The organism is Micromonospora chalcea, from assembly GCF_002926165.1.
Lineage (GTDB): Bacteria > Actinomycetota > Actinomycetes > Mycobacteriales > Micromonosporaceae > Micromonospora > Micromonospora chalcea.
Genome location: NZ_MAGP01000086.1, coordinates 1 through 14,524, shown reverse-complemented (window position 1 = coordinate 14,524; position 14,524 = coordinate 1). Strand labels below are relative to the sequence as shown.

Sequence of the window (14,524 nt, the reverse complement as noted above, 5' to 3'; positions counted from 1 at the left end):
TCACCAGCCCTTCGCGAGGCTCGTCTGCAACCGGGCGGCGCGGGCCGCCCGGAGCTGGAAGATCGTCTTCACCAGGGCAGGCGCGGCGATGAAGATGACGATGAGCGCCTGGAGCACGGTGACCAGTTCCAGCGAGATGCCGGAGTACGACTGCATCCGGTTGCCACCGGCCTGGAGCGCGCCGAACAGCAGCGCGGCCAGCAGCACGCCCCACGGCTTCACGCGCCCGAGCAGCGCGACCAGGATGCCGTCGAAGCCGATCTGCGCGATCACCAGCGGGGTCAGTGCGGTAGCGGTGGTGCCGAGCACCATGGTCGAGCCGCCCAGCCCGGCCAGCATGCCCGCGAGCACCATCACCAGCACGTACGTCTTGGTCACGCTGATGCCGGCGGTGCGGGCAGCGTCCGGGTTCGCGCCCACGGCCCGCAGCTCGAAGCCGAGCGTGGAGCGGTTGAGCAGCCAGGCGATGAACCAGGTGGCCGCCACCGCGAGCAGGATGCCGGCGTGCACCCGCAGGTCGTCGCCGAGCAGGCGGGGCAGCTGCGCGGTGGAGTCGACCGGCTTGCTGATCGCGTCCGACCGGTTCGGGTTCTGCACCCCGTTCTGGACGATGATCCAGGACAGGAAGTAGACCGCCACGTAGTTGAGCATGATCGTGTTGATCACCTCGTGCGCGCCGGCCCGGGCCTTGAGGATGCCGGGGATGAAGCCCCAGAGCGCGCCGCCGAGCGCGCCCGCGATCAGCGCCACCAGCAGGTGCACGACGGGCGGCAGCGGCAGCGCGAAGCCGGCCACGGCGGCCAGGATGACGGCGATCGTCGCCTGACCCTGGGCGCCGATGTTGAACAGGCCGCCCCGGAAGGCGAGCGCCACCGACAGGCCGGTGAAGACGAGCGGCGCGGCGTAGGTGAGCGTCTCCGAGATCGGGCTCATGACGGCGGTGAAGCCGACCGCGTCCGGGTCGAAGATCGCGCCCTTGAACAGGTTCGCGTACGCCTCGCTGACCACCGTCCAGCTCGCGTTCAGCGCGTCCGACGGGCGAGCCGTGATGTAGCTGTAGGTGGCCAGCACCTCCGGGTCGGACACGATGATCAGCACCGCGCCGACCACCATGGCCAGCAGCACCGCGAGCACCGTCACGGTGACCGTGTTGGCCGCCCAGAGGTTGTCCAGGAACATCCGGCCCATGCCGGGGCGCGATTCTCCGGCCGGGGCCGGCCTCTTCGCGGTCGCGGTGGCCGGCACCGTCTGCTCGGTGTCGCCGGCCGGCTGCGTCGGCGTCGCCCGGGCCTCGCTCAGCGACTCCTGCGCCTCGGTCGCCGGTTCCTTGTCCGGGGAGCCCGAGACGGGGTTCGGGTTGGTCATGCCTCGTCCTCGTTGCCAGGGCCGTCGTCGGTCGCGGTGGCGGCGTCCGGGGTGGCGGCGTCCGGGGTGATGCCGGCCATCAGCAGGCCGATCTCCTCGCGCGGGGTGTCCGAGCCGACGACGCCGATGATCCGGCCGCGGTACATGACCGCGATCCGGTCGGCCAGGCCGATCACCTCGTCCAGCTCGCTGGAGACCACCATGACCGCGGTGCCGATGTCCCGCTCGCGGATGACCCGGCTGTGGATGAACTCGATCGAGCCGACGTCCACACCCCGGGTGGGCTGGGCCGCGATGAAGAGCTTCAGCGGCCGGGACAGCTCCCGGGCCACGATCACCTTCTGCTGGTTGCCGCCGGAGAGCGTGCCGACCGCGGCGTCGGCCGAGGAGGTACGGACGTCGAACTGCTCGATCCGCTCCCGGGCCGACTTCGCGATGGCCTCGGGCTTCAGCGACAGGCCCTTGCCGAACGGCGGCCGGTCGTAGATGTCCAGCACCAGGTTCTCCGCCACGGAGAACTCCTTGACCAGGCCGTCCACACTGCGGTCCTCCGGCACGTAGCCGACGCCGGCGCGGAGCACCTTCTTGGTCGACCAGCCGGACGTCGGCTCGCCGTCCAGGCTGATCGTGCCGGCGAGCACCGGGCGCAGGCCCATGATCGCCTCGATCAGCTCGGTCTGGCCGTTGCCCTGCACGCCCGCGACGCCGAGCACCTCACCGGCGTGCACGGTCAGGTCGACGCCGTCGACAGCGCGTACCTGCCGGTCGTCGTCCACGACCAGGCCGGAGACCTCCAGGACCGGCTTGCCCGGGGTGGCCGGCTTCTTGTCCACGGTCAGCCGGACGCTGCGGCCCACCATCAGCGCGGCCAGCTCGTCCCGGCTGGCGCTCGGCTCGGCGGTGCCGACCGTCTTCCCGCGCCGGATCACGGTGATCCGGTCGGCGATGGCCTTCACCTCGCCCAGCTTGTGGGTGATGAACACGATCGACTTGCCGGCGGCCTTGAGCGACCGCATCACCGCGAGCAGCTCCTCGGTCTCCTGCGGGGTGAGCACGGCGGTCGGCTCGTCGAGGATCAGCAGGTCGACGTCGCGGGTGAGGGCCTTGACGATCTCCACCCGCTGCTGGATGCCGACCGGCAGGTCCTCGATCACCGCGTCCGGGTCGACCCGCAGGTTGTACCGCTCGGACACCTCGGCGACCTCGCGCCGGGCCCGTCGCCGGTCGAGGATGCCGGCGAACGGCCCCCTGACCTGCTCGGCGCCGAGCATCACGTTCTCGGCCACGGTGAAGACCGGTACGAGCATGAAGTGCTGGTGCACCATCCCGATTCCGGCGGCGATCGCGTCCGACGGACCCTTCAGCTTCAGCGGCTTGCCGTCGACCAGGATCTCGCCCTCGTCCGGCTGGTAGAGGCCGTAGAGCACGTTCATCAGGGTCGACTTGCCGGCGCCGTTCTCGCCGAGCAGGGCGTGGATCTCTCCAGGCTCCACCGTCAGATCGATGTGGTCGTTGGCGACCAGATCACCGAACCGTTTGGTGATGCCGCGCAGTTCGAGTCTCAGCGCAACCTCCTGGAGTGCGAGCGATGGTGCAGCGTAGCGACCTGCCGCGCCGCCACCACGCCGGGTGGGGATGTCGGGGGGAGTCAAGCTGATCGGCCGCCCCGGCGCTCGGGGTACCTTCCCCGTTGCGCCGGGACGGCCGGATCGTCAAACCTGGTGCCCGCCGGCCCCCGCTGCCGATGATCGCATCGCGGCGGCCGGCGGAACCGTCACTTGGTCGGCTGGGCCTTCGAGGTGACGGTGATGGTGCCGGCGGCGATGTCCGCCTTGATCTTGTCGACCTCGGCCTTCAGGTCCGCCGGGACCTTGCTGTCGAAGTCGTGGTACGGGGCGATCGAGACGCCGTTGTTGGCGAGCGTGCCCACGAAGCCCGGCGTGGCCTGGAGCTTCTCGCCACCGGCGGCCTTCAGCGCGGCCTCCTTGACGGCGTCCGGGATGTTCTTGACGACGGTGGTCAGGATCGCCGAGCAGTCCGGGGTGCTCTCGCAGCCGTCGATGTCCACCCAGACGACCGAGTACTTGCCGCCCGAGGCCTTGGCCGCGGAGGTGGTGCCGAGACCGGCGCCACCGGCGACCGGCATCACGATGTCGGCGCCCTGCGCGACGAGCGCGTCGGAGACCTTCTTGCCCTCGTCCTGCTTCTCGAACGAGTTGGCGAAGGAGCCCTTCTGGGTGGCCTTGTCCCAGCCCAGCACCTGGACGTTCTTGCTCTTGGCCTTGTTGAAGTACGCCACGCCGTCGGCGAAGCCGTCCATGAAGATGGTGACCGGCGGGATCGGCAGGCCGCCGTAGGTGCCGACCTTGCCGGACTTGCTCATCCCGGCGGCCAGGTAGCCGGCCTGGAACCCGGCCTGCGCGGTGTCGAACTGCATCGGGTAGACGTTCGACACACCCGGGTTGGCGTCGACGATGGCGAACTGCTGGTTCGGGTTCTTCTCAGCCGCCGCCTTGGTGGCGTCCGACATCAGGCCACCGACGGCGAGGATGAAGTCGCACTTCTGGTTGACGAACCCGGTCAGGTTGACCTCGTAGTCCGCCTCGGCCTTCGACTGGACGTACTTGATGTCGATCTTGTCGTTCTCCTTCTTCGCCTCCTGCAGGCCCTTCCAGGCCGAGGCGTTGAAGGACTTGTCGTCGACGCCGCCGACGTCGGTCACCATGCAGGCGCTGAACTTCTTGCCGCCGTCGCCGCCGGCGTTGTTGTCGTCGTCCGGAGCCTCACCACACGCGGCAGCGCCCAGCACGAGTCCACCCGCCGCAATGACGGAGGCAATCCGCATCCCACGCACAGAGCGCAAGACGTCTCCTTCCCCTTGCACACCGCGTTGTGCGCGGTGCGCAGCCCTTGCGCCGGCCTGCGATGTGCGGCCGGCGTCCCACGTTACGGACGGGAGCGTACGCCCGCGCCCACCCACCGGCCGACAATCGTGCACGACTGTTGAGCGTCCGTTACCCCGGTGTAACCCTTGGGTGGGGCAGGTCACTTATCCGGCCGGCGGGCGTGCGCGGTGGTGTCGCGAACGTCCGTTTCCCGCAGCTTCCCCGACTGGCGGCGAACTAACGCCAGAACACCGCGACGGCAGCGTTGACCAGCGTCAACCCGACGATCGCGAGGAAGTGGCCACGGTTGACGGTCTCCCGCTTACGGGAGAAGAAGACCATGACGAAGATGAGCAGCGCGAGCACCAACTTGGTAACAAGTTTCGCCGGGGCCGGCTCGTCCCCGTCCCGCAGCGGGGCGGACAGCCCGATGCCGGTGAGGATCTGGATGATCGCGCCCCAGAGCATGGCAGCGTTGATGCGCAGCTTGCCGGAGACGTACTGGGCGATCGCGCCGCCGAGCAGCAGCGCGAAACCGATCAGATGGACGTAGAGAAGAATCAGTCGAAGAGCTTCCACGCGGCCCATCCTCCCCCATCAACGACGCTTTGTAGTAATGACCCGGCCGACCTGCCGTCATACCGTGACCCCTCCCCCGCGATCTTGCAGTTACCGCCCCGGCATACGGTGCGAAAGCCGCACGGCACGGGCCGAAACCGCAAGATCGACGGGGCGGGGCGTGGGATCAGCGGAGGCGCCAGACCTGGAACGTGGGGCCCTCGGAGGGGAGGGTCACCTTGTTGTCGGCGTCGGGGTGGAGAGCTGGGGCGTTGCCGTAGACGTTGTCTGCGGCGCCCACGCCGGCCAGGTGGACCGGGGTGCCGGGGGCACGTCTCGCCAGCACCAGCACCGTCGACGTGGGCGCCTCGCGCAGGAAGACCAGCGTGTCCGCGTCCGCGTGCACCCAGCGCAGCTGGCCGTGCCGCAGCGCCGGCTCGTCGCGGCGCAGCGTCAGCAACGACCGGTACGCCTCGAACGTGCGCCGGTCCCAGCTCTGGCGCCGGTGCCACGGCATCGGCGTACGCGAGCCCTCCCCGTTGGTGCCGGTCAGGCCCAGCTCGTCCCCGGCGAAGACCACGGGCGTGCCGGGCATGGTGGCGAGCAGTCCGGCCGCCACCTCCTGCCGGGCCGCGTCGCCGACCACGGTGCGGATCCGGGCCGAGTCGTGCGAGCCGAGCAGCTGCCACGAGTGCGTGTACGAGCGCCACGACACCAGCGACCGGTACGTGTTCATGGTGGCGAGCACCGCGCCCGCGTCGCGCCGCCGTACCCCGCCCGGGGTGCCGAGGAAGTTCGGCACCGGGTCGTCGCCGTGGCGCAGCCAGGACCAGACCGGGTCGGTGAAGCCGACGTAGTTCATCGTCCCGTGCCAGCCGTCGCGGTCCAGGTCACCGGTGTGGTCGTGGCCGTGCTCGGCCAGCAGCAGCCCGTCCGGCCGGGTTTCGGCCACCACCTCGCGCAGCAGCCGCGCCACCTCGTGGGTGTACGCGTCAGCGCCCCGCCGCCCGGTCATGTTCGCCACGTCGACCCGCCAGCCGTCCAGCCCGTACGGCGGGCGCAGCCAGCGGCGCAGCAGCGAGTCCTCGGCGGTGGCGAACCGGCGGCGCAGTTCGGCGCTGCCCCAGTTCAGCTTCGGCAGCGACTTCACCCCGTTCCACGACTCGTAGTCCGAGCCGGGCAGGTCGAAGTAGTACAGCTCGCGTTCCGGCGCGTTGACGTCGGAGACGGCGGCGGTGAACCAGTCGTGGGCGTCGCCGGTGTGGTTGCTGGTGATGTCGCCGAGCAGCCGCCAGCCCCGGGCGTGCACCGCGTCGGCGAGCCGGGCCAGCGCCGCGTCGCCGCCGAGCAGCGGGTCGACGGTGTCGAAGCTCGACGCGTCGTACCTGTGGTTGGAGCGCGCCGGGAACACCGGTGTCAGGTAGACGGTGTTGACGCCGAGCCGGTCCAGGTGGTCCAGGTGTTCGGTGACGCCGTCGAGGTCGCCGCCGTAGAACTGGCGGGGCGTCTCCGGGCCGCGGCCGACGACCGGGGTGTCCCAGTCACACGGGATGGCCCAGTCCGGCACGGTCCGGCCGTCGGCGGCGGCCGAGCGGGCGAACCGGTCCGGGAAGATCTGGTAGATCACCGCGTCCCGGGCCCAGGCCGGCGGCGGGGCGTAGCTGACCAGCTTGAAGTCGCCGTTGTCCGGCACGTCGTGCCCGGCCAGGCCGGCGGCGTTGAGCCAGCGGGCGCCGCGTTCGCCGTCGAGCAGGAAGCGGTAGTTGCTGACCGGGTTGCGGACCTCGACGTCGGCCCGCCACCACACGTCGCCGTCGTCGGTGCGGTCGACCCGCGCCTCGGCGAAGCGCGGCTCGCCGTCGCCGGTGGTGCGCACGTGCACCTGGGAGACGCCGGATCCGGCCGGCACCCGGACGAAGACGGGGACGGTCTGCCCGAGCGCGGGCTCCTGCTCCGGGACGTAGGTGGCGGAGCCGTCGTGGTGCGGCTGAAGGGACATGGTGTTGCCTTTCGCGTCGTACCGACAGGGAGAGGGGCGGGCACCCGCCGCGGTCGGTTTCACCCGACCGCGGCGGTCCGCCCGAGAACCGCTCCGGTGTACGCCGACACGACGCCCTTGCCGCAGCGTGAGCCGAGGAGGCTCAGCCCTTTACCGCTCCGGAGGTGAGTCCGGAGACGATGTAGCGCTGGAGCAGTTGGAACACCAGCACCGTCGGGATCGCGGTGAGCAGGGTGCCCGCCGCGAACATCCCGAAGTTGTTGTTGCGCTCGCCAGCCACCAGGCCGTACATGCCGACCGCGAGCGTCTTCGCCTCGGGTTCGGTGAGGAACACGTTGGCGATGATGAACTCGTTGATCGATCCGATGAAGGCGAGCAGGCCGGTCACCGCCAGGATCGGCGCCACCAGCGGCAGCATGATCCGGAAGAAGACCTGCACGTGCGACGCGCCGTCCATGGTCGCCGACTCGTCCAGCTCCTTCGGCAGCGTGTCGAAGAAGCCCTTCATCAGCCAGGTGTTCGCGCCGAGCGCGCCACCCATGTAGAGCAGGAACAGGCCCCACGGGGTGTTGAACCCGATCGCCGGGTAGAGGTCGGTGAGCGTGGTGAAGATCAGGAAGATCGCCACGATCGCCAGGAACTGCGGGAACATCTGGATCAGCAGCAGCGCGAGCAGGCCGACCCGGCGCCCGGCGAAGCGCATCCGGGAGAACGCGTACGCCGCGAGCGACGACAGGAAGATCGACGCGAAGCTGGCCACGCCCGCCAGCAGCAGCGAGTTGAGGAACCAGTGGCCGAACGCGGTCCGGTCGAACAGGTTCGTGAAGTTCTCCAGCGACGCGCCGGTCGGCAGCAGCTCGGTGGAGGAGAGCGTGCCGAGCGGGTTGAGCGCCGCCGAGATCACGAACAGGATCGGGAAGAGGCTGAACGCCACGGCCAGCACGCCCACCACGTGCCGCCAGCCGACCTGCGCGAACCAGCGTCCACGCGAGCGGCGGGCCGGCGTGCGGGTGGCCGTGGGCTTCCGCGCGATTGTGGTCACGAGTACACCTCCTCCTGCTTACGGGTCCGCCGGAAGCTGATCGCCGACACCGTCGCCACGATCGCGAAGATGAAGATCGAGACGGTGGCGGCCAGGCCGAACTCGGCGCCCTGTGCGCCGAACGCGAGCCGGTACGTGTAGGTGATCAGCAGGTCGGTGGCGCCGTTCGTCGGGTTGTCCGGCGCGAACGGACCGCCCTCGGTGGTGAACAGGATCGCGTTGACGTTGTTGAAGTTGTACGCGAACGACGCGATCAGCAGCGGCGAGAGCGCCACCAGCAGCAGCGGCAGGGTGACCGACCGGAACGACTGCCAGGGCGACGCGCCGTCGACCGAGGTCGCCTCGGTCAGCTCCCGCGGAATGGCCTGCAACGCGCCGGTGGCGACCAGGAACATGTACGGGTAGCCGAGCCAGAGCTGCACCAGCAGCACCGCGATCCGGGCCGACCAGTTGCCGCCGAACCAGTCGACGTCCAGCCCGAACAGGTTGTTGAGCAGGCCGAAGTCGGTGTTGAACATGTCCCGCCAGATCAGCAGCATCGCGAACGACGGCATGGCGTACGGCAGGATCAGCAGCACCCGGTAGAAGTTGGTACCCCGCATCCGGGGTGAGTGCAGCGCGAGCGCGATGGCCATGCCGAGCAGGAACGTCAGGCCGGTGGAGCCGATCGCGAACGCGAAGTTCCAGGCCAGCGTGCCGAAGAACGGGCCGGAGATGTTCGGGTCGGTGAGCACGGTGCTGAAGTTCTTCAGCCCGACGTCGACCTTCCAGCCCTGGGCGAGACGCTCGCCGTCGGCGGCGACGAAGGAGCCGGACTCCTCGTCTGCGGTCCACGTCTTGCCCGTCTCGCTGTCCTTGACGCAGTCGCAGCCGGCGTCGTATGCCCGGATCGCCTTGCCCTCGTAGGCCCGGGTGAGGCCGTTGGAGCGGATGGCGCCCTCGTCGGTGGGCACGATGAGCGCGGTGACGGCGTCGCTGCGGCTGCTGGCCTGCCCGATGTTCAGCAGGGTGTAGCCGTCCGCGGCGGTGATCTTGCCGCTGAGGCTGCTCACCTCGACGTCGGCGGCGTCCAGCTTGCGCAGCCCGTCCGCGTCGCCGGCGAAGACGTCCTTGGTCTTCGGGTCGCTGAGCAGGAAGACCAGGGGGCCGCTCGCCGGGTCGCCCTTCGTGGCGATGGTGAGGTTGTACTCGGTCGAGCCGGGGACCTGCTTCACCGAGGAGGTCTGCACGGCGACGATCGCGTCGTCCTTGCTGCCGCGGTGGCCGTCGCCGAAGTTCGTGAACGCGGTGCTCGCGGTGTAGAGCACCGGGAAGACCTGGAAGGCGATCAGGAAGAGCGTGCCGGGGACCAGGTACTTGGCCGGGATGTGCCGGCGGCTCAGGTAGAGGTAGAACAGGCCGGCGGTGGTGGCCACCAGGATGCCCAGCCCGATCCAGTGTTCGGCCTCGATGAGCGGGAAGGCCGCCCAGATCGCGATCCCGGCCACCAGGCCGAGCAGGACCACCTTGACGACGAGGCCGGTCGCGGTGATCGGCGCGTGTTGCCGCGCGGTACGGGACGTGCGCGGGAGCCCGGGGCGTGCGGGCTCCCGGCCCGGGGCCTGCGGTGCAGACCCCGGGCCGGACAGCGGCGCGCTCATTACTTGATCTGACCCTGGATGGTCTTGCCGGCGGCCGTGATCGTCTTGGCCGGGTCGGCGCCGCCGATGATGGCGGCCTCCGCCTTGCCGAACGGGTCCCAGATCGCGGCCATGGCCGGGATCGCCGGGAGCACCTGGCCGTTCTTGCCGGCCTCGGAGAACTTGGCCAGGTCCGGGTCCTCGCCCTTGACCTGGTCGAAGGCGGCGGTCAGCGCCGGCGGGCGCGGCTCGGCCTTGTACAGCGCGACGGCCAGCTCGGGCTTGGTCACGTAGTTGGTGACGAACTCCTGGGCCAGGGCCTTGTTCTTGCCCTTGGCGGCCACGTAGAACGCCTGGACGCCGACGAACGGCTGGGCCTCCTGGCCACCGGCGAAGCCGGGGACCGGGGAGATGTCGTAGGAGATGTTGGCCTTCTTGGCGTCGGCCACAGCCCACGGGCCGGAGACCAGGAACGCGCACTTCTTGCCGGTGAAGGTGGCGATGGAGTTCTCGCCGGTGATGGAGCGCTTCAACGCACCCTCGCCCTTCTCACCCAGCTTGGCGATCTTCTGGAAGGCAGCGATCGACTCCGGCTTGCCCACGCCCAGGTCCTTCGGGTCGTAGTCGCCGTTCGCCGTGGTGCCGAACAGGTAGCCGCCGCCGGAGGTGTAGAGCGGGTAGATGTGGTAGGCGTCGCCGTTCTGGCCGGACTGCAGGCACAGGATCTCGCTGGCCTTCTTCTCGGCCTTGAGCTTCTTGCCGGTGGCGACCAGGTCCTCGATCGTCTTCGGCGCCTCGGGGGCCAGCTCGGTGTTGCGGATCAGCGCGACGTTCTCGGTGGCGTAGGGCACGCCGTAGAGCTGGCCGTTGAACGTGACGGCCTTGATCGCGGTCTCGTTGAAGCCGCTCTTCTGCTCGGCCGGGAGCTGCACCGGGTCGATGGCGCCGTTCTGGACCAGGTTGCCGATCCAGTCGTGCGCGCCGACCACGACGTCCGGGCCGCTGCCCTGCTGCGAGGCGGTGACGAAGTTGGTCTGCAGGTCCTTGGAGACGGCCTGGACCTCGACGGTCACGCCGTTCTCCTTGCCGAACTCCTCGGCGAACGGCTTGAGGGCGGCCGTGCGCTTGTCGTCGGCCCAGATGACCAGCTTGCCGCCGGTCGCCTTGGCGGACTCGCCGGCGGCCGGCTTGTCGTCGCTGCCGCTGTCACCACAGCCGGAGGCGGCGAGCGCCAGGCCGAGGACGGCGACCACACCCGCGGTACGGATGCGCATCGGTACTCCTGTCGTCATGGCGGCCCGCCGGGGGAAGGGCGGCCCGCCAGTGGAAACCTCTGAAATTTCTTGCTGACCGGCACAGGGGTGCTGCGCCGCTGCTCTCGCATGTTGCGGGGACGTTAGCAAGAGGTTGCAGAGAATGGAAGGGCTTGCAGAAGTGTACGCAAGACTTTGCCGTTGGGCTAAAGTGCCGCACATGCGCGCTCGACTGTCCGACATCGCCCAACAGGCCGAAGTCAGCGAGGCCACGGTGTCGCGGGTGCTCAACGACCGCCCCGGCGTGGCCCCCGAGACCCGGCAGGCCGTCCTCACCGCCCTCGATGTGCTCGGGTACGAACGTCCGGCCCGGTTGCGCAAGCGCAGCGCCGGGCTGGTCGGCCTGGTCGTGCCGGAGCTGGACAATCCGATCTTCCCGGCGTTCGCCCAGATCATCGAGTCCGCGCTCGCCCCCACCGGCTACACACCGGTGCTCTGCACGCAGACCCCAGGCGGCGTCCGCGAGGACGAGTACGTGGAGATGCTGCTGGACCGGCAGGTCTCCGGCATCGTCTTCGTCTCCGGCCTGCACGCCGACACCGCCGCGGACCACGACCGCTACCGCACGCTGCTGGCCCGGCCGCTGCCGATCGTCATGATCAACGGGTACGCGCCGGGCATCCCCGCGCCGTTCGTCTCCTGCGACGACCGGGAGTCCGCCGAACTGGCGGTCGCCCACCTGGTCGCGCTCGGGCACCGCCGGATCGGCCTGATCACCGGCCCGGACCGGTTCGTGCCGGTGCAGCGCAAGGTCGCCGGCTACAAGGCCGCGATGGGGCGCCTCACCGACATCACCTCCGACGAGCTGACCGAGCTGACCGAGCTGTCGCTGTTCGGCGTCGAGGGCGGCGAGGCCGCCGCCGGCCGGCTCATCGAACGCGGCGTGACCGGACTGGTCTGCGGCTCGGACCTGATGGCGCTCGGCGCGATCCGGGCCGCCCGCCAGCGCGGCCTGTCGGTGCCCGACGACGTCTCCGTGGTCGGGTACGACGACTCCCCGCTGATGGCGTTCACCGACCCGCCGCTGACCACAGTGCGCCAGCCGGTGGCCGCCATGGCGGTGGCGGCGGTGCGGGCCCTGGTCGACGAGATCAACGGCCACCCCTCCCCGAACTCCGAGGAGCAGTTGATGGCGGTGGTGGAGCCGCTGCTGCCCGCGCTCACGCCGGAGGAGATCCGGGGTGAGATCGCCGCCGCGCAGATCGCCGCCGAGGACGAGGCGGCCGGGATCGACCAGGCTGACCTGTACGGCGACTTCGAGGACGTCATCGACGAGGAGCTGGAACGGGCCGCCGAGCGCGAGCCGGAGCCCGAGCCGGCGAAGGCGCCCGACCGGGAGGAGATCCGGGCCGGGTTCGCCCGGATCGCCGCGCTGCTCACCGCCAAGGGCGGCTGAGGACGCTCAGCGCGGCGGCCCGTCGAGCACGCAGAACTCGTTGTCCTCCGGGTCGACGAGCACCACGAAGCCCTCCGCGCCGGTCTGCCCGACGTCGGCGCGCCGGGCGCCGAGCCCGATCAGTCGCTCGACCTCCGCCGTCTGCCCCTCGTCGGCGACCAGGTCCAGGTGGAGCCGGTTCTTGCCGCGCTTCGGGGTGCCGCTGCCCTGCAACCAGACGGTCGGGCCGGGCCGGCCGGGCGGCGGGTAGAGCTTCGCGTTGCCGTCGTCGCCCTGCGAGACGGTGTAGCCGAGGGCGGCGGACCAGAACCGGGCCATCCGGTCCAGGTCGCTGACATCGAGGGTGTACTGCGCCACGCGTGCGGTCATCCCCCGGTGGTACCCCGGGCTGCCAGGATGGACACCGGCCCCCCGGGAGCGGACTCCCGAGGGGCCGGGACCACCTCACCCCCCACCACAAGGGGCCGGCAGCCCAGCCGCCCGTCGGCGCGGAGCACAACGGACGGCCAGGTCGTTGGCGGGTTACCCGGCTCAGCGCCGTTCGAACCACGCAGCCGCGTCCACCGGCAGGACGTGCCCGTCGCCCCGCTCGGTGAGGTCGGCGCTCGCGACGAGCGGGCGGCCGTGACCGCTCACCGTCACGTCGGCGCCGCTGATGTTGACCACACAGGTCAGCTCGGCGTCCCCGGCGGCGCGGCGGAACGCGAGTACGCCGGGCTCGGTCTCCAGCCAGGTGATGCCGCCGACCCCGGCGAGCGCCGGGTGCTCGTGCCGGATCCGCAGCGCGGTCCGGTACAGCTCCAGCGTCGAGCCGGGCGCACCGGCCTGGGCGGCCACCGACAGCTCCCGCCAGGTCGCCGGCGCCGGCAGCCAGCTCAGCTCGCTGCCGTCGGGCCCGAAGCCGTACGGGGGCAGGTCGCCGCCCCACGGGATCGGCACCCGGCAGCCGTCGCGGCTCTCCCCGGTACGCCGGAACGCCGGGTCCTGGCGCAGCACGTCGGGGAGGTCCAGCACCTCCGGCAGGCCCAGTTCCTCGCCCTGGTAGACGTACGCGCAGCCGGGCAGCGCGAACATCAGCAGCGCGGCGGCGCGGGCGCGGCGCAGGCCGACCTCGCCGTCGCCGTACCGGGTGACGTGCCGCTGCCGGTCGTGGTTGGACAGCACCCAGGTGGTCGGCGCGCCCACGATCGTGGACTCGGCCAGCGCCGTGTCGATCACCTTGCGGAACGAGTCGGCCGACCAGGTGGCGTCGAGGAAGTCGAAGCTGAACGCCTGGTGCAGCTCGTCCGGGCCGATGTAGCGGGCCAGCCGCTGCGGGGTCTCGGCCCACGCCTCGGCCACCGCCATCCGGCCGCCGGGGTAGCTGTCCAGGATCGGCCGCCAGGCGCGGTAGATGTCGTGCACCTCGTCCTGGTCGAAGTACGGCAGCCGGCCCTTGCCCAGCAGCTCGGACTGGCGCCGGCCGGTGGTCATCGAGTTGAAACCGACGTCCGGCAGGCCCTCGGCCTTGATCATTCCGTGGGCCACGTCGATCCGGAAGCCGTCCACGCCCCTGTCCAGCCAGAAGCGCAGGACGTCCTCGAACTCGGCCCGCACCTCGGGGTGACGCCAGTTCAGGTCGGGCTGGGCCGGGTCGAACAGGTGCAGGTACCACTGGCCGTCGACCACGCGCGTCCAGGCCGGGCCGCCGAAGATGCTCTCCCAGTCGTTCGGGGGCAGCTCGCCCTGCTCGCCCTTGCCGTCGGCGAACAGGTAGCGCTCACGCTCCGGCGAACCGGGGCCGGCGGCGAGCGCGGCGGCGAACCACGGGTGCGCGCTGGAGGTGTGGTTGGGGACCATGTCGACGATGATCCGCAGGCCGAGCGCGTGCGCGTCGGTGATCATCTCGTCGAAGTCGGTCAGGTTGCCGAACAGCGGGTCGACGTCGCGGTAGTCGGCCACGTCGTAGCCGGCGTCGACCTGCGGCGAGGTGTAGAACGGCGTCAGCCAGAGCGCGTCCACGCCGAGGTCGCGCAGGTAGGGAAGGCGCTGCCGGATGCCCTGGAGGTCACCGACCCCGTCGGCGTTCGCGTCGGCGAAGCTGCGGACGTACACCTGGTAGACGACCGCGGACCGCCACCAGTCGTCGTCGGCGGTCCGTGGCGTGGGGGTGGTGGCGGAGGTCATCGCTGTCGATTCCCGTTCTGTGGTGGCGCAGGGTGTCAGAGCAGAATGCCGCCACAGGCCTGCAAGAGTCAAGCATTCCTTGCGCAAGAAATGACAGCCATCACCCGCGCCGACCCTGCCCCCGTCTCCCGCATCCCGGGACGCCCACCCACCCCCACTGCCGCTGATCCGGTCGATCATG

The 14,524-nt window shown here is 70.5% G+C and carries 10 protein-coding genes and 1 pseudogene; 1 reads left to right on the top strand and 10 read right to left on the bottom strand.

Features of this window, described 5'->3' with window-relative positions:
* The 8 genes from BAW75_RS08645 to BAW75_RS08610 all read right to left on the bottom strand — a co-directional run bounded on the left by BAW75_RS08645 (position 1) and on the right by BAW75_RS08610 (position 10,742).
* Positions 1 to 1,188 carry an ABC transporter permease gene (locus BAW75_RS08645; protein WP_420914997.1) on the bottom strand — a complete coding sequence of 396 codons (1,188 nt, stop codon included), beginning with the start codon at positions 1,186 to 1,188 and terminating at the stop codon, positions 1 to 3.
* Positions 1,189 to 1,361: 173 nt separating this feature from the next.
* On the bottom strand, positions 1,362 to 2,870 hold the full coding sequence (locus tag BAW75_RS08640) for an ABC transporter ATP-binding protein (RefSeq protein ID WP_338109313.1): 1,509 nt from the start codon (positions 2,868 to 2,870) through the stop codon (positions 1,362 to 1,364).
* Positions 2,871 to 3,139: 269 nt separating this feature from the next.
* Entirely contained in the window at positions 3,140 to 4,210 is a 1,071-nt protein-coding gene (locus BAW75_RS08635) for a BMP family lipoprotein (RefSeq protein ID WP_167435539.1), read from the bottom strand.
* A 277-nt stretch (positions 4,211 to 4,487) separates the two neighbouring features.
* Positions 4,488 to 4,829 (bottom strand): hypothetical protein, encoded by a 342-nt coding sequence (locus BAW75_RS08630; RefSeq protein ID WP_043330653.1) that lies wholly within the window; start codon positions 4,827 to 4,829, stop codon positions 4,488 to 4,490.
* A gap of 166 nt (positions 4,830 to 4,995) precedes the next feature.
* Positions 4,996 to 6,807, bottom strand: coding sequence for a glycoside hydrolase family 13 protein (locus tag BAW75_RS08625; protein WP_104113217.1), 1,812 nt, complete (start codon positions 6,805 to 6,807; stop codon positions 4,996 to 4,998).
* Positions 6,808 to 6,949: 142 nt separating this feature from the next.
* Entirely contained in the window at positions 6,950 to 7,849 is a 900-nt protein-coding gene (locus BAW75_RS08620; protein WP_043326779.1) for a sugar ABC transporter permease, read from the bottom strand.
* A complete protein-coding gene (locus tag BAW75_RS08615) occupies positions 7,846 to 9,489 on the bottom strand; it encodes an ABC transporter permease subunit (RefSeq protein ID WP_043326781.1) in 1,644 nt (547 codons plus the stop codon). Before BAW75_RS08615 ends, BAW75_RS08620 begins: the two co-directional genes overlap by 4 nt.
* Positions 9,489 to 10,742 (bottom strand): sugar ABC transporter substrate-binding protein, encoded by a 1,254-nt coding sequence (locus tag BAW75_RS08610; RefSeq protein ID WP_043326783.1) that lies wholly within the window; start codon positions 10,740 to 10,742, stop codon positions 9,489 to 9,491. The genes BAW75_RS08615 and BAW75_RS08610 overlap by 1 nt, the downstream gene beginning before the upstream one ends.
* 199 nt (positions 10,743 to 10,941) lie before the next feature.
* On the opposite strand from BAW75_RS08610, the pseudogene BAW75_RS08605 reads away from it, so the two are divergent.
* Positions 10,942 to 11,901, top strand: a pseudogene (locus BAW75_RS08605) (LacI family DNA-binding transcriptional regulator); the annotation flags it as partial.
* A 282-nt stretch (positions 11,902 to 12,183) separates the two neighbouring features.
* Here the strand turns inward: BAW75_RS08605 and BAW75_RS08600 are convergent.
* Both BAW75_RS08600 and BAW75_RS08595 read right to left on the bottom strand, forming a co-directional pair.
* Positions 12,184 to 12,546 carry a VOC family protein gene (locus BAW75_RS08600; protein WP_043326789.1) on the bottom strand — a complete coding sequence of 121 codons (363 nt, stop codon included), beginning with the start codon at positions 12,544 to 12,546 and terminating at the stop codon, positions 12,184 to 12,186.
* A gap of 162 nt (positions 12,547 to 12,708) precedes the next feature.
* Positions 12,709 to 14,343 (bottom strand): glycoside hydrolase family 13 protein, encoded by a 1,635-nt coding sequence (locus BAW75_RS08595; protein ID WP_104113216.1) that lies wholly within the window; start codon positions 14,341 to 14,343, stop codon positions 12,709 to 12,711.
* Positions 14,344 to 14,524 lie beyond the last annotated feature (181 nt).